At 58.5% G+C, this 22,847-nt stretch carries 21 protein-coding genes and 1 tRNA gene; 9 read left to right on the plus strand and 13 right to left on the minus strand.

Annotation, left to right across the window (positions count from 1 at the left end):
• Positions 1–9: 9 nt before the first annotated feature.
• From nuoL to nuoF, 7 genes are read right to left on the minus strand one after another with little or no spacing between them, the layout of a single operon-like run.
• On the minus strand, positions 10–1,983 hold the full coding sequence (gene nuoL / locus NXS98_RS05375) for an NADH-quinone oxidoreductase subunit L (protein WP_283847449.1): 1,974 nt from the start codon (positions 1,981–1,983) through the stop codon (positions 10–12).
• A 4-nt stretch (positions 1,984–1,987) separates the two neighbouring features.
• Positions 1,988–2,293, minus strand: coding sequence for an NADH-quinone oxidoreductase subunit NuoK (gene nuoK / locus NXS98_RS05380; protein ID WP_283847450.1), 306 nt, complete (start codon positions 2,291–2,293; stop codon positions 1,988–1,990).
• Entirely contained in the window at positions 2,290–2,808 is a 519-nt protein-coding gene (locus tag NXS98_RS05385; protein ID WP_283847451.1) for an NADH-quinone oxidoreductase subunit J, read from the minus strand. The genes nuoK and NXS98_RS05385 overlap by 4 nt, the downstream gene beginning before the upstream one ends.
• Before the next feature lie 12 nt (positions 2,809–2,820).
• Positions 2,821–3,399, minus strand: coding sequence for a NuoI/complex I 23 kDa subunit family protein (locus NXS98_RS05390; protein ID WP_283847452.1), 579 nt, complete (start codon positions 3,397–3,399; stop codon positions 2,821–2,823).
• An 11-nt stretch (positions 3,400–3,410) separates the two neighbouring features.
• Positions 3,411–4,490, minus strand: a complete 1,080-nt coding sequence (locus tag NXS98_RS05395; protein ID WP_283847453.1) for a complex I subunit 1/NuoH family protein — start codon at positions 4,488–4,490, stop codon at positions 3,411–3,413.
• 30 nt (positions 4,491–4,520) lie between these two features.
• A complete protein-coding gene (locus tag NXS98_RS05400) occupies positions 4,521–6,236 on the minus strand; it encodes an NADH-quinone oxidoreductase subunit G (RefSeq protein WP_283847454.1) in 1,716 nt (571 codons plus the stop codon).
• A gap of 27 nt (positions 6,237–6,263) precedes the next feature.
• Positions 6,264–7,643: an NADH-quinone oxidoreductase subunit NuoF gene (gene nuoF, locus NXS98_RS05405; protein WP_283847455.1), complete on the minus strand. Its 1,380-nt coding sequence runs from the start codon at positions 7,641–7,643 to the stop codon at positions 6,264–6,266.
• Positions 7,644–7,727: 84 nt separating this feature from the next.
• Here nuoF and NXS98_RS05410 point away from each other — a divergent pair.
• Positions 7,728–7,801 (plus strand) — tRNA-Gln (locus tag NXS98_RS05410).
• 214 nt (positions 7,802–8,015) lie between these two features.
• Here NXS98_RS05410 and NXS98_RS05415 read toward each other — a convergent pair.
• Complete coding sequence (locus NXS98_RS05415) at positions 8,016–9,392, minus strand: cellulase family glycosylhydrolase (RefSeq protein WP_283847456.1); 1,377 nt, start codon at positions 9,390–9,392, stop codon at positions 8,016–8,018.
• Between the two features lie 154 nt (positions 9,393–9,546).
• Here NXS98_RS05415 and NXS98_RS05420 point away from each other — a divergent pair, with 154 nt between their 5' ends.
• The 3 genes from NXS98_RS05420 to NXS98_RS05430 all read left to right on the plus strand — a co-directional run bounded on the left by NXS98_RS05420 (position 9,547) and on the right by NXS98_RS05430 (position 12,894).
• Entirely contained in the window at positions 9,547–10,545 is a 999-nt protein-coding gene (locus NXS98_RS05420; protein WP_283847457.1) for an exo-alpha-sialidase, read from the plus strand.
• A 258-nt stretch (positions 10,546–10,803) separates the two neighbouring features.
• Positions 10,804–11,727, plus strand: coding sequence for a phosphatidate cytidylyltransferase (locus NXS98_RS05425; RefSeq protein WP_283847458.1), 924 nt, complete (start codon positions 10,804–10,806; stop codon positions 11,725–11,727).
• A 15-nt stretch (positions 11,728–11,742) separates the two neighbouring features.
• On the plus strand, positions 11,743–12,894 hold the full coding sequence (locus NXS98_RS05430; protein ID WP_283847459.1) for a 1-deoxy-D-xylulose-5-phosphate reductoisomerase: 1,152 nt from the start codon (positions 11,743–11,745) through the stop codon (positions 12,892–12,894).
• Positions 12,895–12,909: 15 nt separating this feature from the next.
• On the opposite strand, the gene NXS98_RS05435 is transcribed toward NXS98_RS05430, so the two are convergent.
• The gene (locus tag NXS98_RS05435; protein ID WP_283847460.1) at positions 12,910–13,800 is read right to left on the minus strand and encodes an HAD family hydrolase; all 891 of its coding nucleotides are present in this window, start codon (positions 13,798–13,800) and stop codon (positions 12,910–12,912) included.
• A 134-nt stretch (positions 13,801–13,934) separates the two neighbouring features.
• Between NXS98_RS05435 and lysS the strand changes: the two genes are divergently transcribed.
• From lysS to NXS98_RS05455, 4 genes are all read left to right on the plus strand, one after another.
• Complete coding sequence (lysS, locus tag NXS98_RS05440; protein WP_283847461.1) at positions 13,935–15,389, plus strand: lysine--tRNA ligase; 1,455 nt, start codon at positions 13,935–13,937, stop codon at positions 15,387–15,389.
• Positions 15,390–15,500: 111 nt separating this feature from the next.
• On the plus strand, positions 15,501–15,980 hold the full coding sequence (locus NXS98_RS05445; protein ID WP_283847462.1) for a DUF2017 family protein: 480 nt from the start codon (positions 15,501–15,503) through the stop codon (positions 15,978–15,980).
• Between the two features lie 2 nt (positions 15,981–15,982).
• Entirely contained in the window at positions 15,983–16,660 is a 678-nt protein-coding gene (gene aat / locus NXS98_RS05450) for a leucyl/phenylalanyl-tRNA--protein transferase (RefSeq protein WP_343214135.1), read from the plus strand.
• A gap of 81 nt (positions 16,661–16,741) precedes the next feature.
• Complete coding sequence (locus NXS98_RS05455; protein ID WP_283847463.1) at positions 16,742–18,193, plus strand: vitamin K epoxide reductase family protein; 1,452 nt, start codon at positions 16,742–16,744, stop codon at positions 18,191–18,193.
• Between the two features lie 15 nt (positions 18,194–18,208).
• On the opposite strand, the gene NXS98_RS05460 is transcribed toward NXS98_RS05455, so the two are convergent.
• The 4 genes from NXS98_RS05460 to purF form a co-directional block, all read right to left on the minus strand.
• Positions 18,209–18,562 (minus strand): hypothetical protein, encoded by a 354-nt coding sequence (locus NXS98_RS05460; RefSeq protein WP_283847464.1) that lies wholly within the window; start codon positions 18,560–18,562, stop codon positions 18,209–18,211.
• Positions 18,563–18,671: 109 nt separating this feature from the next.
• Positions 18,672–20,009, minus strand: a complete 1,338-nt coding sequence (gdhA, locus tag NXS98_RS05465; RefSeq protein ID WP_283847465.1) for an NADP-specific glutamate dehydrogenase — start codon at positions 20,007–20,009, stop codon at positions 18,672–18,674.
• Positions 20,010–20,017: 8 nt separating this feature from the next.
• Positions 20,018–20,170 carry a hypothetical protein gene (locus NXS98_RS05470; RefSeq protein WP_283847466.1) on the minus strand — a complete coding sequence of 51 codons (153 nt, stop codon included), beginning with the start codon at positions 20,168–20,170 and terminating at the stop codon, positions 20,018–20,020.
• 174 nt (positions 20,171–20,344) lie between these two features.
• A complete protein-coding gene (gene purF, locus NXS98_RS05475; RefSeq protein ID WP_283847467.1) occupies positions 20,345–21,808 on the minus strand; it encodes an amidophosphoribosyltransferase in 1,464 nt (487 codons plus the stop codon).
• Positions 21,809–21,967: 159 nt separating this feature from the next.
• Between purF and NXS98_RS05480 the strand changes: the two genes are divergently transcribed.
• Positions 21,968–22,837, plus strand: coding sequence for a SirB1 family protein (locus NXS98_RS05480; protein ID WP_283847468.1), 870 nt, complete (start codon positions 21,968–21,970; stop codon positions 22,835–22,837).
• Positions 22,838–22,847 lie beyond the last annotated feature (10 nt).

The following is a 22,847-nucleotide window of genomic DNA, read 5'->3' on the forward strand; positions in this document are numbered from 1 at the left end:
CTCATTCGCTCAACGTCCCAGCTTCCACCACAACACCAGCGCCAGCCCGGCGGCCAGCAGAAAAGCATAGGTCTGGACATTTCCGGTCTGCAGCAACCGCAACGCCCGTCCGGCCAGCTCCGTCGCCCCGTGGGCGCCGCGCACCCCCACCCCTGAAATAATCCATGTATCCACCCAGGCTGCCAGCCGCGCGATGGCATCGTGCGTCAGGTAAATCACCCCCTCGTAGATTTCATCCAGCACAAACCGGTCGCGCATCAGCCGGGACAACACCCCCAAGGAGGCAGGCAGGGGGTCTTTGCCGCCTTTGCCATAGAGCAGCCATGCGGCCAACAGGCCAAACAACGAGGCCGCCAGCCCCAATGCAGCCACTTTGGGCGCATGGTGGAAAGGCTCAATGAAAGCATTCCAAAGGGTCGCCGTCTGAGCGGCAACGGCCTTCCCTGCCCCCGCCATGTGACCGGCCACTCCGGCCAAATCCGGCATCTTCTGCAGAAAGGCAGGGATGCCAATGACTCCACCCGCCGCCGAGAACACCGCCAATAACACCAGCGGCACCGTCATAATGGACGGCGACTCGTGCGCGTGCTCCACCTTGGCACTGCGCGGCGCGCCGCAGAACGCCACAAACACCAGCCGGAACATGTAAAAGCTCGTCAACCCGGCGGTCCCGACGGCCAGGATGAACAATCCTGTTTTCTCCTGAGCAGCAGCCAGAATGGCATCCTTGCTGTAAAAACCACTTAAGGGGGGAAATCCACAGAGCGCCAGCGTGGCAACAAGAAAAGTCAGCCAGGTCACGGGCATCCGTCGCCGCAGACCGCCCATCTGCCAGATGTCCTGCTCGTGATGCAGCGCATGGATTACAGAACCAGCTCCCAAAAATAACAACGCCTTGAAAAAGGCATGGGTGGTCAGGTGAAACATCGCTGCCTGGGGATGCAGCAAGCCCACCGCCATGATCATGTAGCCCAGTTGGGACAAGGTAGAATAAGCCAGAATGCGCTTGATGTCACTTTGTTGCACTGCGATCAACGCCGCCAGCAGGGCCGTTATCCCCCCAATCATGGCAATGATATCCAAGGGCGTCACCCCCTGCAAAAATGCCAGGCTCTCTGGCCAGCTCACCGGGACGGTGTAAAGGAAGAAAAGGCGGCAGAGCATGTACACACCAGCAGCCACCATCGTGGCGGCGTGAATCAGTGCGCTTACCGGCGTGGGGCCTTCCATCGCGTCCGGCAACCAGACGTGCAACGGGAATTGCGCGGACTTGCCCATGGCGCCACAGAAAATCAGCAATCCCGCAACTCCTGCCATGTCCCCCAAGCGGTCGGGACGTGAGGCCAATTGCTGGCGAATTTCGTCGAAATCCAGCGTCCCCAACATGCCCCAAATCACCAATATCCCCAAGAGAAAGCCAAAATCCCCGAGGCGATTGGTAAGGAAGGCTTTGCGCGCGGCATTGGCCGCCGCCGCCCGCTCATGCCAGAAACCAATCAACAAGTAACTCGACACCCCGACCAGCTCCCAAAAGATGAACAGCGTGATGAGATCGTTGGCGAACACAATCCCCAACATGGCAAAAGTGAACAGACTCAACCCTGCAAAATACCGCCCCATGTGCGGGTCTTTGGCCATATACCCCGCCGAATACAAGTGTATCAAGCCACCCACCCCCGTCACCACCAGGGACATGAGGAGGCTCAGAAAATCCATTCGCAGCGCCATGGACACCTTGACGCCGCCAACCTGCAACCACGGCAGACGCCATTCCGTCAGCGAAGGGTACAGTCCCAGATTGCTTTCGGCGGGCAGGCCAAACACGACGAACAGGCCGCTGCACACCACAAATGACAACCCCACAGCCCCGATGGACAGTCCCGCGCTGAAACGGCCTTCCTTGCGGAAGAAGCAGGTAATCAACACTGCCGCCCCCAACGGAGCTGCCAACGCCAGCCATAAGAGGTTTTCCGGGTGCTCCATGCCGTTAAAGTTTCATCGAAGTCAAATCGTCTGCATGCGTCGTCTGCGCCCGGCGGTATAAGGCCACCAACAGCGCCAGCCCCACCGCCACCTCTGCCGCCGCCACGGTGATGATGAAAAAGACCATGACCTGGCCGTCCACGTGGTTGTTATAACGGGAAAAGGCCACCAAGGCCAAATTGGCGGCATTAAGCATCAACTCCAATGACATGTACATCAGGATAAGGCTTCGCCGCAAAATGACTCCCAGCAATCCCAGACCAAACAGGAGCACACTCACCGTCAGATAATGCTCGAGGCCCACGCTCATTTGACCTCCTTTTTGCTGAGCACCATGGCCCCAATCATGGCCACCAGCAGCAAAAGCCCCACCAGTTCAAAGGGCAATAAAAAGCCGGGGCTGTTGCCCTGCGCGTTGAACAGGGCGCGCCCCAGCACGGGTGTTTCCCCCTCGAGTAACGGTTGGGCCCCCTGCCCTGGAGAAGCTAGCCATACTGTTTGCAAAACAATAAACGCCAGCCCCCCCACCGCCACCAGGCCGGCCAGCAAGGCGGTGTGGCGCAACCGTTGTTTTTCCTCCTCCTTCAAATCCAGCAGCATGATGACAAATAAAAACAGCACCATCACCGCCCCGGCATACACCAGAATTTGAATGGCTGCCAAAAAATAGGCATGCAACAGGACAAACAGTCCGGCCAGCGACACAATCGTCAACACCAAGAACATGGCGCTGGTCACCGGATTCCGGCTGAACGGATTGGCCACCACCAAAAAGGCGGAAGCCAACGCCAGCGCGGCAAATATGTAAAACAACACGTCAGTCATGCGCGTCGCCGCTCATTCCTTGCGCTCCGGATTAAACACTTCCTGCTTCTGGGCTTCGAGCGCTTTCTTTTTCCACTTCATGATGGGGTCCTGATGCACCCCGCCCAACGCGAGCAGTTTCTCCATGTTGTAAATCATCTCCTCCCGGCTCTGCCCATTGAGCGAATAATCCTTCATCAGGAAAATGGCCTCCTCCGGGCACACCTCCTGGCAAAAACCGCAGAAGATGCAGCGGAGCATGTTAATTTCAAATTCCTTGGGGCGTTTTTCCACGTTGCCGGTGGTGGGGTCCACTTCCGGCCCGGGCGGGGTGATTTTGATGGCCTTGGGAGGGCATACAAACTCACAAAGCTGGCAGGACACACATTTGGTCCTGCCCTCCTGGTCCTTCACCAGATACGGCGCCCCCCGGTAACCCTCCTTCACTGTCCACGGCACTTCCGGATAATACCCTCCGGCCGTGACCACTGCCGCATTGCGACGCCGGAACAGCGTGTTCACAAAATGCCGCCAGGTGACCTTGAAACCGGCCCAAAAAGCCGGCAGGAACAAGCGTTCCCAAAACGTCAGTTTTTTACGCGGCACTATCACAACAGCATCTCCTACGCCCCCGCCCGCCACCAAAGCCAGAGGGCCATGGCTAAAATATTGGCCAATCCCAGCGGCACAAAACGCCGCCAGCCCAAATCCATCAGTTGGTCATAGCGAAACCGCGGCAGCATCCAGCGTACCCAGATGAAAAAGACCATGAACACCGCCACTTTGGCTAGAAATATCAGGATGTGCAGGATGCCCATGCCCACCGTCTGCGCCGGTTGATCCAATCCAAACCACGGCAGCGTCCATCCCCCGAAAAACAGCGTCACCATCATCGCCGAGGCGGCAATCATGTTGGCATACTCGCCCATGAAAAACAGGGCAAACTTGATGGAGCTGTATTCCACGTTGTATCCCCCCGCCAGCTCCTGTTCCGCCTCGGGCAGGTCAAACGGCAGCCGGTTAGTCTCCGCAAAAGCGGCCGCCAGGAAGATCAGGAACGCCAGGGCGGTCATGGGACTTTGAAACACCATCCAGTTGGGCAGCGGCAGCCAGCTCGCCAGCCATCCGGTTTGCGCCGCGACGAGCCGGCTTAGATTCAAATCGCCCGCCAGCATCAGCACCGGGATTACGGATAATCCCATGGCAATTTCATAGGAAATCATTTGAGCGCTTGAACGAATGCCGCCCAAAAAAGGATACTTGGAATTGGCCGCATAGCCCGCCAGCACAATCCCATACACCCCCAGGGAAACGATGCCGAAGGTGTAAAGGATGCCCACGTTCAAATCTGCGATGACCATCTTTTGCTGGCCAATTTGCGAACCAAAAGGAATGACCGCCACTGTCACCAAACCAGGTATCATGACGGCGGCTGGCGCCAGCCAGTACCACACCCGGCGCACATGGGCCGGCATGAAATCCTCCTTCAGAAACGACTTCACCGCGTCGGCGATGGGCTGCCAGATTCCCCCGGGCCCCGCCCGGTTGGGACCCACTCGGTCCTGAATGGCCGCGCATAACCGCCGCTCCAGCAGCACCACATATGCCACCATGAACATCAGCACGGCAAACACCCCAAGGATTTTTACCGCGCTGAAGAGCGCGAATTGCTGTCCGGCGGTTAAATTGTTAAACCAGTCCATGAATTCAAGGTGTTCCGACGGCCGGTGTGGTCATATTTTCACGTCCACCCCGGTATCTCCAAGCTGTTCCCACCGCACCCCCCCGAGGGCGGGCACTTCGCGGCTGAGATGGTTAAATAACGCTTCCACGCTGGCAAAGCTGTTTTCGCCCGCCAGATTATGCGCCAGTTCGCCCAGCCATTCCATTTCGGGCCGCGCCTGCCCCGGCGGTTCCACCGCTTTCCAGAAACGCTGCCATCGTCCCTTGGCACTAATAAAACTTCCCCGTTTCTCGGCGTGGGCGCAGCCGGGCAACACATAATGCGCCCGCCGCGTGGTTTCGTTGGGCAGGATGTCGCTGACCACCAAGGTTTCCAGTTTGGCCAGCAATTCTGGACCCAACCCGCATCGGGTCACATCTTCGCCGATGACGATGAGCGTACGAATGGCGCCGGCGGCGATACCCTCGGCCATACGCCGCATATTGGCGCCCATTTCATCGCCGCACAAGCCCATCAGCCGCACGCCGTTGCTGTTGGGATTTTTGTCGGCATGCACCAGCAAATAATCAGGTTGTCCCACGCGAGGAACGGCATCGGTGATGGCTCCCAGTTTATTGGCCAGCACCCGCAGCAGATACAACTCCTCCACCGTCTGCCGCGCCGAAATGACCATGGCGACCGACCCCGCCGGCGCCGCCCGCAAACGCCCGCTGATTTCGGGAATGACCTTCGACCAATCGGACTTTTGCCCTCCTGGCCCCAAGACCTCCCGCAACCGGTCGGGGCGTCCAATCCACTTGTAATTCAACCGTCCTGCATCGCACATCCAACATTTGTTTACCGCCATGTTTTCTCGGGGCGTGTACCGGTAAATGACGTTTTCGCGCGAGCTGATGATGATGTTGCAGCCCGTGCCGCAACTGGTGCAGATGCTTTTGGTCTCCTTCAAAAACCACACCCGCATCTTGAACCGGAAGTCCTTGGAGGTCAGCGCCCCCACCGGGCATATGTCCACCGTGTTCAGGGTGTAATTATTATCAAACTGCCGCCCCGGATACGCCGTCAAAGTGTTATAGCCACCCCGGTTGATGATTCCCAGCGCATCATCCCCCGCAATGTCCCGGGTGAAACGGATGCATCGCGTGCACAAGATGCACCGTTCATCATCCAGCATGATTCGTGGCCCCAAATCCACCTGCTTGGGCTTGTGCACCTTGGTTTCCCTAAAGGCACTTTCCGCACGCCCATGGTCCAGCGCATATTCCTGCAATTTGCACTCGCCCGCCTGATCGCAAATGGGGCAATCCAGCGGATGATTAGCCAGCAAAAACTCCAATACAGATTCCCTCATCTGCTTGGTCGCCGGCGAACTGGGATAAATTTCCATCCCGGGTGAAATGGGCGTGGCACAAGCGATGGCGCCGCGGGGCGTGCCCGGCTCATACGGCAGGGTGGAACGCTGGATGATGGGTTCTCCCTTATCGTTCAGCAACGGCTTGCGATCCGGCCCAATCATGGGCACGCCGAACTCCACCAGACACATCCGGCAATTGCCCGCCACTGGCAACAGGGGATGGTAACAATAGTGCGGCACTTCCACGCCTGCCAGCTTGCAGGCCTGCAACATGGTCGTCGGCACCAGCTTGCCCGTCCAATCCGGCATCAACCGCGGCACTTCCACCTCCCGGCCGTCCACCTTGATTTTAATCTTTTCCACGGTGGCAGGCGGTGGGGTGGCGCTCTGGTCTGGTTTGGCTTCCGGCATAGGATGAAATCCGTCCAATGGTCTGCGCTACGAGTTCTTCGGGGCCGGGCCGCCGCCGCGTGCCTCAAAATCCTCGCGGAACTTGCTTACAAAACTCAGCACCGGCCAGGAACAGGCCTCGCCAAAGGCACACACCGTCCGCCCCTGGATGTTTTGCGCCAGATGCAGCAATTGAGCCGGGTCACCTGCCCGGCCGCGTCCTGTATCCATGCGATGCAATATTTTACTCATCCACAAGGCCCCTTCCCGGCAGGGGGTGCACTGGCCACAACTCTCATGCGCGTAAAACTCCGCCAGATTTGCCAGCGCCGCCACCATGTCCGCCGTGTCATCCATCACAATGATGGCCCCGGAGCCGGACATGCTGCCCGCCGCCGCAATGGTGTCAAAATCGTAGGGCAAATCCAGCAAATCCATCTCTTGCACGCTGGTACTGCCATCCGGACGTTTCCGCCGGAGGGTAATTTTTTCTCCGGCCTTGAAGACTTTGGCCGATGACCCACCCGGTATGACTGCCTTCAGGGTGCGGCCGGGCCGCAAACCCTGCCCGAAGTTTTCATGAAAAATCAGTTCTCCCAGCGTCACCTTGCCCACCTCAATCTCATAATATCCCGGCCGGCGCACGTGCCCGCTCAAACTGACTATCCGCGTGCCGGTGTTATTCGGCGTGCCCAGCCGAGCATAAGCCGCTCCGCCCATCTCCACGATGTGCTTGACGGCACACAACGTCTCCACATTGTTGACAATGGTGGGGCATTGATACAACCCCAACACGGCCGGAAAATAGGGCGGTTTGATGCGCGGGTACGGACGCTTGCCCTCCAGCGACTCAATCAAGCCGGTTTCTTCCCCGCAAATATAGGCTCCCGCACCCCGATGCACATAAATCTCCAAATCATAGCCACTGCCCAGGATGTTTTGCCCCAAGTACCCTGCCGCCCGCGCCTCCGCCAGGGCCCGGTTCAGGATTTTGGCCCCTTCGGCGAATTCGCCGCGGATGTAAATAAACGCCAGATGCACATCATTGGCGTAGGAGGAAATGATCATCCCCTCTATCAGTTGATGGGGATCCTTGTAAATGATCTGCCGGTCCTTGAAGGTTCCCGGCTCCGATTCATCTGCATTGCAGATCAAATAAATCGGTTTTCCGCTTTTGCGGTCCACAAAGGACCACTTCAGTCCGCACGAGAAACCGGCCCCGCCACGCCCCCGCAGCCCTGACAGCATGACCTCCTTGCGGATTTGCTCCGGTCCGGACTCTGTCTTGCCTTCAGCGGTCGTTACCGGCTTCAGCGCCACCGCTTTCCGCAACGTCTGGTAACCCCCATGCCGCACGTAGCATTCCAAATCCGGTGTATAACCGGCCTGGTCCACATGCTTCAAAATCATCCGATACTCTTGCGGCATATCATTATATCCCAATACCCGCCCGCCGCTGAAATCCGCGGCTTGACTCCGGTCACAAAATCCTTAACTTGCTCTCACGTGCACTGCCCGATGGTGTAACGGTAGCACAGCAGACTCTGGATCTGTTTGTCATGGTTCAAATCCATGTCGGGCAGCCAAATCTTTCCGATTACCCCCAACTTTCCGCACGCCTTGCCTGTTTGAGACAAAATCATTCGTTGCGTTCAGGTTTGGGTTGGACCTTTTAAGCCGCCCCATTCACCGGCACTGCACGCCCCAAGTAAAGATTTTCAGCCGCACAAAGTCAAATCTGTCCTCGACGCCACGCGGTTGGCCGGTTTGCTGGGGCCCAGCCCAGCCTGTGCCGCGCCTTCACTTCCTCAGGATTCTTACCACCAAAGATCTCTGGAAGGGCGGCAGCACCAATTCCCCCCCTGTTTTCACTTCCACCGCCTGCGTCTGATTCTTCCAGGGGTCATAGGCTGAGGCCCGTGCCACGCCGGAAATCTTGAACGGCTGCATTGATAGACGAAAATCCCGAACCTCCGGAGGCGCCTGTCCCTGCTGCAACTCCGTCTGCCAGGTGGCGCGTCCATCCCGGCACCACAGCAACACCTCCCGGCGCCCCACCAAGGCATAGACACGCAATGGTCCGACCTCCACTAGTTGAGGTTCAAAGCCTTCCGCCGGCGGGTCCACTCCCTTCACCGCCTCGGCAAACCGGCCAAAATGAAACCACAAATGGTTGCGGGCCACATAACTGTCCCAGTGCCAGATGTGCCCCGGCCCGGCGGCGCCCGCAAAAAATGGCGCAAACAAAACATCGTGCAAAATTACTCCGTTCGTGTCCGCCCCATACAACTTGAACGGCCCGCTGTGATTAGGCTCCACCGCCCCGCTCTCTGCCAACAGCACCGGTTTGCCCGGTTTTACCGCCAGCAACTCCCGCACCGCATCAGCCGCCAGCACATCCACCGGCCCGTGACATACGGTCAACCTCGCCCCTAAATCCAGATACCGATGCACTTGTGCCACATCATTGCCCGGCATCAGCGCCAGCCGCCGGTAATGGGCCCTCACCCCATCCGTATCGAAGCTACCCAAGCTTTGCATGCAGAGGTTGGAGGGAAAAGCCCGATGCAAATGGGGCAACATGACTTCCGTCCACGCCATGTAATCCCCGGCACGAATGGCATTCATTTCATTCCACAACTCCCACCCAAACACATAAGGATGCGTCCCGAAGCGCCGCCCATACCATCCGATTTTTTCCTGGAACTGCCGCCGACCCGCCTCGCCGTCGAAGAAGTGCGCCGTGTTGGTCGCCGGCCCGCCATTTTGCGCCAGATGCAGCGGTTTGGCCGCCCACCTTTGGGTCCCCTCCCCCAAATGGCGGAAGTGCTCCATGCACATTTTCACCCGGATGCCTCGCGCCGCGGCGTGCGCCAGCAATTCATCAATCCGCCTGGCTTTCTCCTCGTCATACTCCCCACTGCGGACGTGCTCCACATCAAAATACGGATTGCTGAGCCATACGCGGATGAAATTGCCGCCTTGTTTGGCCAACTCATCCATCCACTCCGCCATTCCCTCAAAGCGATTGCCCGGCGGGGCAATCATGTTGAGGCCAATGGGAATGTAGGGCGTGCCATCGGTCAGTTCAAAGTATCGCGCATCGCGGGGGCTTACCCGCACCAAAGCCGCCGCCGGGGCGGCCGCCCGGCTGAATTCGGGAGCAAGTAAGACCACGAAAACCCACGTCCTCCACAAAACAGGAAGCAAAGAGTGAAGCAACTGGCGTGATAAGATAATCATGATGCGAGGATGCCATAAGCCGCCACACAGCACAACCTCATCCAAAAGCAGTTTGGCTTCAACCGGGAACCGGTTTAGCATCGGGAATATGCAACGAATGGGAGCAGCGGTACTGGGTCTGCTATTGATGACCCTGGCGTCCGGCAAGGCCTCCACGGCGGCACCGCCCTTGGAGCTTGGTCGAGGAGCCTGGGGACGGCTGGAACGTTTGGATGACCAGCGCTGGTTGATGGTGGTGACACGTTTTTCAACCCAAGAGCCGAGCCGTCTGGAGGTACTGCTGAGCACAAACGCATGTCGTGCCTGGCAACACGTCACGGATTTGCGCGAGCCGGGACGCAAATTCGACAATGGCCATCTCTTGCGCCTGCCCAACGGCAATCTTCTGTTGACCGGCCGCTCCCTGGTGGATGGCCAATCCTATCATTTGCCGGTGTACGCCAGCGCTCAGGGCGGCCGGGCGTGGCAACGCCTCAGCAACATTGATGCGATAGAAGGTAACGCAGCCGCGCAAAAAAGAGGCTTGTGGGAGCCGTTTTTATTCCTGCTGCCTGATGGCCGGGTGAGTGTGATTTACTCCAGCGAAAAACACGAGGGTTACAGTCAGATTCTGTCGCAAAAAACCTCGCAGGACGGCGGTCATACCTGGGGAGCAGAGCGTCACATCGTCGAAGAACCAAGGGGCGGCAAATTGCGCCCTGGCATGGGCGTGGTCAGCCGGTTGGCGGACGGCCGCTATTTTCTGGTGTACGAGGTGGTGGGGTTGGGCCGCGGGCTGGTGCATTACAAAATCTCCCCTGATGGCGAACAATGGCCCGGCGGATTAGGCACGCCCATTGAAGGACATGAAGCGGCACCGTATGTCATCACCTTGAGCGATGGACGGCTGCTGTTGACGTCCTGTCAGAATACTTTGTCTATAAGTGAAGACACAGGACGCACCTGGCAACGCGTTGGACGCGAAACCTGGCCCGTCTCTTTTCGTTATACCTGGCCGGCTTTGTATGAAATTGCTCCCGGAGAAGTGTTGGCCGTGCGCTCCGAAGGCATGATCAGATTGCGATGGATCACTCTGCCCACCCGATAACGCCGACAGCATGAGGGAGACATTACAGGAATCATCTACCACCTTGGGAATGCGATGGGGCGCGTCAAAATTAGTCCCCCAAAATACCCATGGCGCCAACGTATTGCCGCAGCCATTAAACTTGCCCAACCGGTATCAACTACCGGCCCCTCAAGCCGGAAAACGACCAGGGTGAGAGGTTGACTTCCAGGAAAGAATGCGTCCTTCGAGAGATTCCGCACTCGACACCCCACCCGGCAACCAGATAATGAAAATCGCATGGCAGATGCGATAACCAGCCCGCCAGGGCTTTCCAAGCGGGCCATATTTTTGCGCCGACTGGGCAGTTCCGTGGTGCTCTGGAGCACCATCATTGCCGCCTTGTTCTCGGGCATCCCGTGGCTTTCAGACGCAGTAGTGGTACTGCTCCTGGGGCTTCTGGCCGTGACCGGCCAATGGGAATTTTACGGCATGGTGGGGCGCCGGCCATTGGTCTGCTTCCGTGGCTGGGGAATTGTCTGTGGGTTGTTTCTTATTGTGGGCACCTTTGTCTTCCTCCAAGCCGAGCGGCATTTGTACGTGCGTTATCCGGCCGGGGCGGTCAATGACTTTGAAGTCGGTTTTCTTATTCTTTTCGTGCTGGGCCTGTGCCTGCGCCAGCTTACGGCAAAGGAAAACCCCCATGGTCTCACGGCCATTGCCACCACCCTCCTGGGTCTGATGTATGTGCCGTGGCTTCTCAATTTCATTCAGAAAATCATTTATTTCCCCGGCGTGGACGGCCGTTATTACGTCCTTTATTTCATCGTGGTGACCAAATTGAGCGACATCGGCGCCTACAGCGTGGGGTCGCTGATTGGCCGGCACAAGATGATTCCACGCATCAGTCCCGGCAAAACGTGGGAGGGTCTGGGTGGCGCACTGCTCTTCAGCCTGCTGGGCAGTGTGCTCTGGGTGGCTCTGGCCCCCCAAACCATCAGCGGCATGACGCTGGGGCATGCCCTGGCGCTGGGGCTCTTGCTGGGCGCCGCCGCCGTCGTCGGCGATTTGATTGAATCCCTGTTCAAGCGCGAGGTGGGGTTGAAAGACTCCGGACGATTATTTCCGGGCATTGGGGGGATACTGGATTTATTGGACAGTTTGCTGTTTAATGCGCCATTGATGTATATCTATTTAAGATACATCTTGCGATTGGGTGAATAACGTCGGGAATCTTTCATGAAACGGGTGGTATTATTGGGGAGCACGGGTTCCATCGGCACCAGCACCTTGAAGGTGGCGGATGATTTGCCAGAGCACTTGCGCATCGTCGCCCTGGCTGCCGGTAACAATGTGGAATTGTTGAGGGAGCAGGTCCAGCGCTACCAGCCGCTGGCCGTCTCGGTGGCCGACCCCGGCAAGGCCGCCGCTTTACGCTCCACCCTGCCCATGCCCGTGCATTCCGGGGTGGAAGGATTGGTCAAACTGGCCACCCTGCCGGAAGCCGATATTGTCTTGATTGCCATCGTGGGCACCGCCGGCCTGCAGCCCGCCCTCGCCGCCATCCGCGCCGGTAAGGATATTGCCATCGCCTCCAAAGAAATCCTGGTCATGGCGGGCGAAACAGTCATGGCCGAGGCCCGGCGGCACGGCGTGCGGGTGCTGGCGGTGGACAGCGAACACTCCGCCATTTTCCAATGCCTTGACGGCAAGCCACCGGAATCGGTGCGCCGTCTCTGGCTCACGGCCTCCGGCGGCCCCTTTCGCAACACGCCAGCGAGCGAATTCCCGGCGATTACCGTCGAGCGCGCGCTGCAGCATCCCTCCTGGGTCATGGGCCGCAAAATCACCATTGATTCCGCCACGCTCTTCAACAAGGGCCTGGAAATGATTGAGGCCCGCTGGCTGTTTGACATCCCCATGGAACGGGTGGGCGTGCTGGTGCATCCGCAAAGCGTCATTCATTCCATGGTGGAGTTTGTGGACGGCTCCATCCTGGCCCAGCTCTCCACCCCCGATATGTGCCTGCCCATCCAATACGCCCTGACCTATCCCGTCCGCCTGCCCAGCCAGCGCGTGCAAACCGATTTCCCCAAAATCGGCACGTTGACTTTTGAGGAGCCGGACCTGGAGCGTTTTCCCGCCTTGCGGCTGGCCCGCCAGGCCGGAGACATTGGCGGCACCCTGCCGGCCGTCCTCAACGCCGCCAATGAAGTGGCTGTCAGCGCCTTTTGCGAACGGCGCATTAATTTCCCGCAAATCACCGAGACCGTGGCCCGGACGATGGAAGCGCACACAGTGTGCGCCCACCCTGATTTGGAAACCATCCTCGCCGCCGACGCCTGGGCTCGCGCCACGGCGGCGGAAGTCACCCGCCGCCTGCAAAAGTGAAGCTGCCTTCGGCGCTCAGCCGCGGCGTTCCCAGGCGGGATGTTCCGGCAGGCAGCGGTCGAAATCGGCAATCAACTTCTGCTCGTACTCGCCCGCATAAGTGCCCTTGAAGAAGCGCTCCAGGGCCTCCTCGTAAAAACGCTTCCACGAAGCTTCCTCATTGCCTGGATTGATGGGATAAAACAAGGCGCCGTTGGCCTTGGCCGCCTTGAAATCACCCGGCGCATCCCCAATCATCAACATTTTTTCCGGCGCGTACTTGCCGCCCGCGGCATATTTGATGTGCTCCGTCTTGGTCCCCATCTCCTGGCCGCAAATCACCCGCACGTGCCGGGCAATATCATGCTCCTGCCACTCGCGCACCAGCGCCTCGGTGGGCGTCTGCGAGACCACAATCACATCGGCCTTTTCCACCATGCGCAACAAACTTTCCCGAAACAACGGGAACGGCGGCACTCCATAAACCATCTCCTCGATGAACTTGTTGACCGCCACCGACCACTCATAAACCTGCTTCAAGGCCGTATTGCCCCCTTCCACTTCCTTTTTCAGCGTGGCATTGCCCAGCTTGGTTTCCCGCGCAATCCACTCATCCAAGGCCGTGGTGTCGGGTATTTTCACTCCGCGCGCCTGCACTTCCGGACGCTCCCGCAACAATTTCAGCGCTCGCGACAAGGCCGGGAAACGGTTCACGCCGCGCGTCTTGGAATACAGATTCACAAAATCCCACGCCTCCCGCGCGTATTTGCTGACCGGCTGGAGGTTGAAATGCTTCACAAACATCGGCGTGAAACACTCCTTGTGCTTCACCTCCATCGTGTCAAACACGCAGCCATCGGAATCAATGCCGATGAAAAACTCTTTCGTTGGTTGCAAATCCTTCAGTGCCTGTACCGGGTCGCTCATAATGTTGTCTAATTTTGTCGGCTAGGTTGCTGAAGCCCCGCCCCCCCGTCAACTGGATTTGCTATGCCCATCCAAGTCCCCAAAAGCCTTGAACAAGGGGGAGGGTTTCGTGTTTAGTGGCGCGTGGGTTTTTTATGGAAGAGACAAATGCGTTAATTGAACAGCGCAAGGCCAAGCTGGCGGCCTTGCGAGCCAGGGGCATTGACCCGTTTGCCAACAAATTCACCCCTTCGGAAACGATTGGCGAGGCGCGCGCCCGCTACGCCGAGGGGCGCCCGGTGGCGCTGGCCGGGCGCATCACCGCCCATCGGGACATGGGCAAGTCCATGTTTGTGGACATCAAGGATACCACCGGACGGCTGCAGGTGTACGCGCAGAAAAATGTGCTGGGGGACGAGGGGTTTGAGATTTTCAAGCACCTGGATTTGGGTGATTTCATCGGCGTCCAGGGCACGCTGTTCACCACGCGGACGGGGGAGATGACAGTCAAGCTGGAGTCTTTCACCATTCTGGCCAAGGCGCTGCGCCCCCCGCCGGCCAAGTGGCATGGGCTGGCCGATACGGAAATCCGTTACCGGCAGCGGTACCTGGACTTGATGGCCAGCGATGAAGTGCGCGAGGTGTTTCTCAAGCGCAGCGCGATTGTGCGGGAAATTCGGGAATTTTTGCACAGCCGCGGTTTTGTGGAGGTGGAGACCCCCATGATGCAGAGCATTCCGGGCGGGGCGGCGGCGCAGCCGTTTGTGACGTATCACAACGCCCTGGGCTGCAATTTTTATCTGCGCATCGCGCTGGAGCTGTATCTGAAACGCTTGTTGGTGGGGGGCATGGACCGGGTGTTTGAATTGGGCCGCAACTTCCGCAACGAGGGGATTTCGCGCCGGCACAACCCGGAGTTCACCATGTTGGAGGCGTATCAGGCGTATGGCGATTACGAGACGATGATGGAGCTGACCCAGTCCATGATTTGCCATGTCGCGCAGAAGGTGCTGGGGACGCTGCGCATCGAACATCGTGACGCCGAAGGCAAAGTAATCCGGACAATTGATCTGACCCCGCCATGGCGCCGGGTGAAATACAAGGATTTGATCTGCGAGAAAGCCGGGCCGGACTGGTTCCAAATCACCCCGGCGCAGCGGCGGGAGCGGGCGCAGGCGTTGGGGGCGGAGATCGGGCCGGATTACGAGGATTTTGAGGTGACGGGCGCGGTGTTTGAAAAATTAATTGAGCCGACGCTCATCCAGCCGACGTTTGTCACTCACCTGCTCAAAGAGCTGGTGCCGCTGGCCAAATTATCGCCGGAGGACCGGGATTGCGTGGAGGTGTTTGAACTGTGCATCAACGGCCAGGAAATCGCGCCGGCCTACACGGAACAGAATGACCCGCTGGAACAGCGCGAGCGGCTGGAGCATCAGGCCGGCGGCGAGCAACAGAAACTGGATGAGGACTTCCTGGTGGCACTGGAGCACGGCATGCCGCCCGCGGGAGGCATGGGCATGGGGATTGACCGCTTGTGCATGATGTTGCTGGGGCAGGAAAGCATTCGGGATGTGATTTTATTTCCGCAACTCAAGCCCAAGACCGATTAAAACTGCTGGGAGAGCATTATCGCCGCCTGTCCAGGAACACTGCGCTTGACCTGCGTTCTGCGGTTTCCGCATTGCCACTCATGTGCCTTTGCGGCACATTGAGGTTGAGGCATGAAACTGGTTAAAAAAGGCGAGGATGAGGTGATATTCTGGCTTCATCCCAAAGAGCATGCGGCGTTGATGCTCGTGGTGGAACACTACCCCGTGCTGAAGGAAGACTATCAGACGTTGACCCATTCCCAGGATCCCAAGATCGCCGAGGCCGCGCGGGAGCTGCTGCGTCAATCGCTGGCGGAGCAAAAAGCGGAAAACCTGCGCTTCAAACAAACCTTTTTGCAGGCCGGGCAGCATCTGAAAAAAATGGGACGTGGCTACCATCTCCTCCTCAAGCCCCAGGAGATGGAGCGATTGCTGCAGGTATTGAATGATGTGCGGGTGGGGCTGTGGCATGCGCTGGACTGCCCAGATTTGGGCAATCCGGAGGTCCTGAGCAAGGCCAGCGCCAGCCAGTTGGAGAAGTTCTGGACCATGGAACTGGCCGGTTCGCTGGAATGGAACCTGATTGAGTTGCTGGAACAGTTGGGATACTAGTTATGCGCTGGATGCGGTCGGGGTTGGCACAACTGGACGAGCGCTTATGGTTCCCTGATCCCCGGCGGGCCTTGCGGGGAACGTTGGACGGACTGGTGGCCATTGGGGGGGACTTCTCCCTACCCCGCCTCTTGCTGGCCTATCGCAGCGGGATTTTCCCGTGGACCGCCGACCCCATCACCTGGTGGTCCCCTGACCCGCGGGCCTTTTTTGAGCTGGACCAGTTTCATGTGCCGCGCAGCCTCGCCAAAGTCATCCGCCAAGGACGATTCACCATCACTTTCAACCAGGCTTTTCGCCAGGTGATTGAAGGCTGCGCCCGGCCCCATGAGCCGGGGCGCTGGATCACTGCGGAGTTCATTGAAGCCTACACGCGGCTGCACGAGGCCGGTCATGCGCACAGTCTCGAGTGCTGGTATCAAGGAGAACTGGCCGGTGGCATCTACGGGGTGGCCATAGGGGGGTTTTTTGCAGGGGAATCCATGTTTCATCGCGTGGATGACGCCTCCAAGGTCGCCTTGTATCATTTGGTCCAGCGTTTGCGTGAACGCCAGTTTGCCTTGTTTGACATCCAGATGGTCACCCCCATCACCGCCCGCCTGGGAGCGGTGGAAATAAGCCGCGAGGAGTATCTGCGCCGTCTCAAGCAGGCCGTGGCGCTGCCGCGTTCGTTGGTCTAACGCTCTTTCAGCATTTTCGCAGGGTCACTTTGGAGTTTTCGCCTGTGGACTTGCTGTGTAGGCTTGGTGGCGTTGTCCCTTATGCGACCGAAAAAGGCTGCAAAATCAAGTGGCGGGCAGTCCCCGGCCCCGTCCGTGGAATCGGATGCTTTTGCGACTTCGTGGCATCGCACCGCCATCCGGGGACTCCTGGCAGTGGCAATGGCCAGTGCGCTGTATCTGCTCTACGTTTCACTGAGCGGTGGCGCCGTGGCGGGATGCGGGCCGGATTCGGGTTGTGACCGCGTGTTGCGCAGTCGATGGGCTTACTGGCTGGGAATTCCGGTCAGCGCTCCCGCCTTTCTGGCCTATGGCACTTTGTTCACCTTGCTGACGCTTTACCCCCGACACAACACCGAAGAAAAGCAGCGGCTTTGGGCCGCACTCCTGGTGGTTTCCGTGCTGGTGGTCGGCGCCGCCACTTGGTTTGTGGGGTTGATGCTTTTCGTCATTGATGGCCTTTGCCCTTTCTGCCTGGCCGCGCACGGCTCGGCGGTGGCCGCTGCAATCTGGGTGCTTCGTTTCGCTCCAATCCAAGCCGAGCCTAAATCGCCTCATAAAAAGCAAAAGCTGGTGTACCTGGCGCCATCGCTTGCCCGCTGTGGCCTGGCGGCCGGGCTTGCAGGTGTATGCCTCCTTGTAGGCGGCCAACTGGCTTTCAAGAAATCCGGGCATGTCATCAAATCTCTGGGAGCGGAGGCCGTCGCACATGTTTCCACCTCCAACGCACCGCCCCCCTTGCCCCAAACCAATGCCGCCACCGCTGCGCCGACAGCGCAAGCCATCACGGCGCCAACCGTACCCACCGGCAATCTGGCAGTTGCCACACCCCCGCCGCCCCCGCCGTCGCTTCCTCCAAGCAACGTGAACTCGGTGAGCGCCATACCTCGCAAAGGTCGTATCATCACCACCCATCAAGGCGCATTCCGGTTCAATCTGGATGAAGTGCCATTGTTTGGCTCGGCCGATGCTCCCTTTGTCATCGTGAGCCTGTTTGATTACACCTGCCACCATTGCCACATCATGCACGCTCACCTGCAAACTGCCCTGCAATATTTCAGCAACCGCCTGGCCATCATCAGCCTGCCCATGCCGTTGGACAGCACCTGCAACCCCTTGGTGCGCCGTACTCACCCCACGGCCAGCAATGCCTGCGTGTACGCCCGGCTAGGGTTGGCTGTCTGGCGCGCCAACCGGGAGCGCTTCCGGCAATTCGACGACTTCATGTTCTCACGACCAGTGCCGCCACCGGTCAGTGAGGCCAGTGATTATGCCGCCAACCTGGTAGGAGCAGATGCTCTAGGACGGGCACTGGCCGACCCATGGATTGAGGAACGCCTGCGCACCAGCATCTCCCTTTATCACACGAATGCGCTCATCTTGGGCACCGGCGCCATGCCACAATTGGTGTTGGGCAACAAGGCCGTGTCCGGCAGCCTCAACAGTCCGGGAGAGCTTATCCGGATTCTCAACGAGAACTTGATTAAACCTTGAGCGGGGCAAAAAGGCTTACTGAGGTGCGTTCACCTTCCGCTCCAATTCTGCAACAAGGGCGATTTGCGCCTGAACCGCAGGGTGCGCTTCTTTGCAGGTGCGGCGCAGCTCCGCCAGTTTCTCGCGCGCCAACACCAGCTCGGCAGCGGGGCTTGATGTCATCTGGCGCCGGCGTTCCAATTCCGCCAGACGCCGCAATTCGGCCTGCACTGCCGGATGGGCTTCCTTGCAGGTGCGGCGCAGCTCAGCCAGGCGGGCTTGTGCCGCTTCCATGGCGGCTTGCACGTCTTTGTCCGAGGCAGGCTGCGCCGTCAACATGGCGGCCAGTCCCACAAGCGACAAAGAGCTTATGGCGGCGACTTTTCGCACGGCCAAAAGTTATCCGTTATCCTGAATTCCGCAAGCCTCTCAAGAAAAAGGCGGCTGGATTCTCCAGCCGCCTTTGCGTAATTAGGCAAGGTCTGTCCCAAGAGCCGGCTTACACCAACCCCTGATCCAGCATGGCATCGGCCACCTTGACGAAACCGGCGATATTGGCGCCGACCACATAATTGCCCGGCTGGCCGTATTCGGCGGCGGTTTCGCTGACATTCTTGTGAATGGTGACCATAATACGGTGCAACTTCTGGTCCACTTCCTCGCGACTCCAGCTCATGCGCATGGAGTTCTGCGACATTTCGAGGCCTGAGGTTGCCACGCCGCCGGCATTGGCGGCCTTGCCCGGCCCGTAAAGAATCTTCTTCGCCAGGAACACCTCGACGCCTTCGGGATCCGTCGGCATGTTCGCGCCTTCGGCCACCAGGAAGCAGCCGTTGTTGACAAGCGTACGGGCATCCTCGCCGCTGATTTCGTTCTGAGTGGCGCTGGGGAACGCGCAATCGCACGGCACTTCCCACGGACGGCGGCCGTCCACGTACTTGGCGCCAAATTTGTCGGCGTATTCCTTGATGCGGCCGCGGCGGACGTTCTTGAGGTCCATAACCCAGGCCAGTTTTTCATCATCAATGCCGTCTTTATCGTAAATGTAGCCGTTGGAGTCAGACAGGGTCACCACCTTGGCGCCGAGCTGATTGAGTTTCTCCACGGTGTACTGGGCCACGTTGCCCGAGCCGCTGACGGTGCACACCTTGCCTTCAAAGGACAGACCGCGGGTCTTGAGCATCTCCTGGGCGAAATACACCGCACCATAGCCCGTTGCCTCAGGACGAATTAGCGAGCCGCCCCAGTTCAGACCCTTGCCTGTCAGCACGCCGTTAAACTGTTTGGTCAGGCGCTTGTATTGGCCAAACAGGAAGCCCACTTCGCGGCCACCCACGCCAATGTCGCCCGCCGGCACGTCCACATCGTCGCCAATGTGCCGATACAGCTCGGTCATGAAAGACTGGCAGAAGCGCATGACTTCATTGTCCGACTTGCCTTTGGGGTCAAAATCCGAACCGCCCTTGCCCCCGCCCATGGGCAGGGTGGTGAGGGAATTCTTGAAGATTTGCTCAAAGGCCAGGAACTTCAAAATGCTGGCGCAAACAGTGGGGTGGAAGCGCAGGCCGCCTTTATAGGGGCCGAGAGCGCTGTTGAACTGAATGCGGAAACCGCGGTTCACCTGTACCTGGCCTTTATCGTCCAGCCAGGGCACACGGAAGATGACCTGCCGCTCCGGCTCGACAATCCGCTCCAGGATTTTGCCGTCGCGATACTTCTTGTGGCGTTGAATTGCCGGCTCGATGGATTCGAGCACTTCGGTCACCGCCTGCAAGAATTCCGGCTCATTGGGATTGCGCCGGCGCACAATTTCGAGGGTTTCTTGGATGAGTCCCATAAGTTTGGTTAGGGGTTGAGGGTTTGACCATCCGCCGCCGGGGCAATGAATCCCGGCGCCGGCCAGCCGCCCACCGCTGCCGCGGGGGTTGTGGAGGCATAGCCCCGCCCCATCCGCAGGGTGAGGGCGGCAGAGAGCGGCTGGTTCAAGGTCCACAACATATTGTAAGACGGACTAATGTATGGAAATCTACCAAAAGTTTGTCGAACAATTATTTATTGAACACACAAAGTATTAGCCTAATATATAATTGTAACTTTGTTTTAAGCGTTTCTTATGGATTTGACGACGTGCTGCCCACCCGGCAAACCACTCGCATACAAACGTTTCCCACCCTAGATGAGGCGTATCTGGCGTTGTTCCCGCTCCAGCGCCTCACTCACGGAAGTCAGCCGTGCCCGGCGCCGCTCCATGATGTTCTTGTCCAAAGCCGGATCATAGGGAACGGGGTAACGCCCGTCGTAACAGGCCATGCAGAAACAGGAGGCGGGGCGTCCAGTGGCGGCCACCATCCCTGCCTGGGAAAGGTAATGCAGAGAATCCGCATTGAGGTAGCGGCGGATTTCGTCTTGCGAACAATTGGCCGCCATGAGCTTGCTGCGGTCGGGAAAATCAATGCCATAGACACACGGATGCATGTGCGGCGGGCAACTGACCAGCACATGCACTTCGCGCGCGCCGGCCTCTTTCAGATTATGCACCCGGGTGCGGCAGGTCGTGCCTCGCACAATCGAATCATCCACGATAATCACCCGTTTGTCGCGCACGAGGTCGGGGATGAGATTCAATTTAACCCTCACGTTCATGTCGCGGATTAACTGGGTGGGTTGCAAAAAGCTGCGGCCAATGTAGTGATTGCGCACAAAGGCCATTTCAAACGGAATGCCACTCTCCAGGGAATACCCCAGCGCGGCGCAATTGCCGCTGTCCGGCACCGGCACCACGACATCGGCCTCGATGCGGTGTTCGCGCGCCAGTTGGCGGCCCATTTCCACGCGGACTTTGTAAACATTGCGACCCGCAATGTGGCTGTCCGGCCGCGCAAAATAAACATACTCGAAAATGCAGAAAGCCTCGCGCTGGTGTTCCGGAAAGGCCTGAATGCTTTTCAGCCCCGCCCGGCTGATGACCACGATTTCTCCCGGCTCCACGTCTCGCAAGTAGCGGGCATGAATTAAATCAAACGCGCACGTCTCACTGGAAAGGACATAAGCGCCGTCCAGGGTCCCAAGGGCCAGCGGACGGAACCCATGGGGGTCACGCACGCCAATCAATTCATTTTCAGTCAGGATGACCAGTGAGAAGGCCCCCTCGATGCGTCGCACCGTTTGAATGAGGTTGTTTTCCGCCCCCCCCAGCGAAGGCTGGGCCAGCAGGTGGAGGATGATTTCGCTGTCCACCGTGGTTTGGAAAATGGAGCCGTGCCCCTCCAGTTGCTCGCGCAAAATGGCGGCATTGGTGAGATTGCCGTTATGGGCAATGCCAATCTGGCCCCGGGCGCAATCCACCGTCAGCGGCTGCGCATTGCGCAGGTGAGAGGAACCAGTGGTGGAATATCGTGTGTGCCCAATGGCCGCGTGCCCCGTCAGGTGCCGCAACACATCGGCGCCAAACACCTGCGAGACCAGTCCCATTCCCCGGTGCACATGAAACTGGTGGTTTTCATCGCAGGTGACAATGCCTGCGCTCTCCTGCCCGCGATGCTGCAGGGCATACAATCCATAGTAGGTTAATTCCGCGGCGTTCGGATGTCCAAAAACGCCGAATACGCCGCAATAATGTTTGGGGTGGTACGGCATAGATGCGTGCCCAATGCCCCCCTATTCCAACGGCTTTATGCCGCCTGCGCAAGTGCAATTACGCAGCGTTGGCCGCCGGGCGCCATCCGGCGTAATTTTGATTGAATATTTTGCCGCAATAAGCATCAATTGTTTTGCAGTCCTGTTGCATTAGCCGACATGAAACCGACGTCCGGCGCCATGCTGCCCAAGTTGTCTGCCGCCCAACGCGAGGCGTTGATCAGCCTGTTGGCGGACGACGACCCTGCCATTTACCAGTCCGTGCGGCAAAAGCTGCTGGCTTACGGGCATGAGGCCGCCGATTGGCTGCGCCCGCACCTGGCCAGCCCCGATCCGCTGCTGCGCCAGCGTGCCAAAAGCATTGTCATCCATTTTGCCCGACAGGATGCGGACAATGAATTTCTCGCCTTCTGCCTCCGGCAGGGCGACGATTTTGATTTGGAAGAAGGGGCGTGGCTGCTCGCGCGCACCCAGTATGCCGACATTCAAGTCGAAGGCTACCGGGCGTTGCTGGACTATTTTGCTCAGGAATTGCGGAGTCGCTTCCGGCACAGCACCCATGCCGCGCAAATGCTCGGCGTGATGAACGACTTTTTGTTCGTGGAGGAGCAGTTTCACGGCAACGAGGAGGATTATTACCATCCGGACAACAGTTACTTAAACCGGGTGATTGACCGCCGGATGGGCAACCCCATTGGTCTGTGCACGGTGTATTTGCTCATTGCCCGGCGGTTGAAAATGCCGGTGGCCGGCATCGGTCTGCCGGGGCATTTCATTTGCCGTTACCAGTCGGCCACAGAAGAGATTTACATTGATCCTTTCAATGGCGGACGGTTGCTGACCAAATCGGATTGTGTGAAATATTTGCACACACATCATCACGGCCTGTATGATGAATTTTTAACCCCGGTTTCCCCGCGGCGCATGCTTATGCGGATGTGCTCCAACTTGCACCAAATTTACCAGCAAAACCACCAATCCGAAGAAGCCATGCGGTTGCAGCGTTACCTGGTGGCCCTGGCTCGATAAGGCCAATCCG

It is taken from the genome of Fontisphaera persica (genome assembly GCF_024832785.1).
GTDB lineage: Bacteria > Verrucomicrobiota > Verrucomicrobiia > Limisphaerales > Fontisphaeraceae > Fontisphaera > Fontisphaera persica.

Excerpts from the sequence above, each read along its gene's own strand:
- purF (WP_283847467.1), bottom strand. The coding sequence starts at position 21,808 with ATGCCGTACCACCCCAAACATTATTGCGGCGTATTCGGCGTTTTTGGA.
- NXS98_RS05430 (WP_283847459.1), top strand. The coding sequence starts at position 11,743 with ATGAAACGGGTGGTATTATTGGGGAGCACGGGTTCCATCGGCACCAGC.
- nuoF (WP_283847455.1), bottom strand. The coding sequence starts at position 7,643 with ATGCCGCAAGAGTATCGGATGATTTTGAAGCATGTGGACCAGGCCGGT.
- NXS98_RS05435 (WP_283847460.1), bottom strand. The coding sequence starts at position 13,800 with ATGAGCGACCCGGTACAGGCACTGAAGGATTTGCAACCAACGAAAGAG.
- NXS98_RS05420 (WP_283847457.1), top strand. The coding sequence starts at position 9,547 with ATGCAACGAATGGGAGCAGCGGTACTGGGTCTGCTATTGATGACCCTG.
- NXS98_RS05400 (WP_283847454.1), bottom strand. The coding sequence starts at position 6,236 with ATGCCGGAAGCCAAACCAGACCAGAGCGCCACCCCACCGCCTGCCACC.
- nuoK (WP_283847450.1), bottom strand. The coding sequence starts at position 2,293 with ATGAGCGTGGGCCTCGAGCATTATCTGACGGTGAGTGTGCTCCTGTTT.
- NXS98_RS05425 (WP_283847458.1), top strand. The coding sequence starts at position 10,804 with ATGGCAGATGCGATAACCAGCCCGCCAGGGCTTTCCAAGCGGGCCATA.
- lysS (WP_283847461.1), top strand. The coding sequence starts at position 13,935 with ATGGAAGAGACAAATGCGTTAATTGAACAGCGCAAGGCCAAGCTGGCG.
- NXS98_RS05445 (WP_283847462.1), top strand. The coding sequence starts at position 15,501 with ATGAAACTGGTTAAAAAAGGCGAGGATGAGGTGATATTCTGGCTTCAT.
- NXS98_RS05455 (WP_283847463.1), top strand. The coding sequence starts at position 16,742 with ATGCGACCGAAAAAGGCTGCAAAATCAAGTGGCGGGCAGTCCCCGGCC.
- nuoL (WP_283847449.1), bottom strand. The coding sequence starts at position 1,983 with ATGGAGCACCCGGAAAACCTCTTATGGCTGGCGTTGGCAGCTCCGTTG.
- NXS98_RS05470 (WP_283847466.1), bottom strand. The coding sequence starts at position 20,170 with ATGTTGTGGACCTTGAACCAGCCGCTCTCTGCCGCCCTCACCCTGCGG.
- gdhA (WP_283847465.1), bottom strand. The coding sequence starts at position 20,009 with ATGGGACTCATCCAAGAAACCCTCGAAATTGTGCGCCGGCGCAATCCC.
- NXS98_RS05385 (WP_283847451.1), bottom strand. The coding sequence starts at position 2,808 with ATGACTGACGTGTTGTTTTACATATTTGCCGCGCTGGCGTTGGCTTCC.
- NXS98_RS05480 (WP_283847468.1), top strand. The coding sequence starts at position 21,968 with ATGAAACCGACGTCCGGCGCCATGCTGCCCAAGTTGTCTGCCGCCCAA.
- aat (WP_343214135.1), top strand. The coding sequence starts at position 15,983 with ATGCGCTGGATGCGGTCGGGGTTGGCACAACTGGACGAGCGCTTATGG.
- NXS98_RS05395 (WP_283847453.1), bottom strand. The coding sequence starts at position 4,490 with ATGGACTGGTTTAACAATTTAACCGCCGGACAGCAATTCGCGCTCTTC.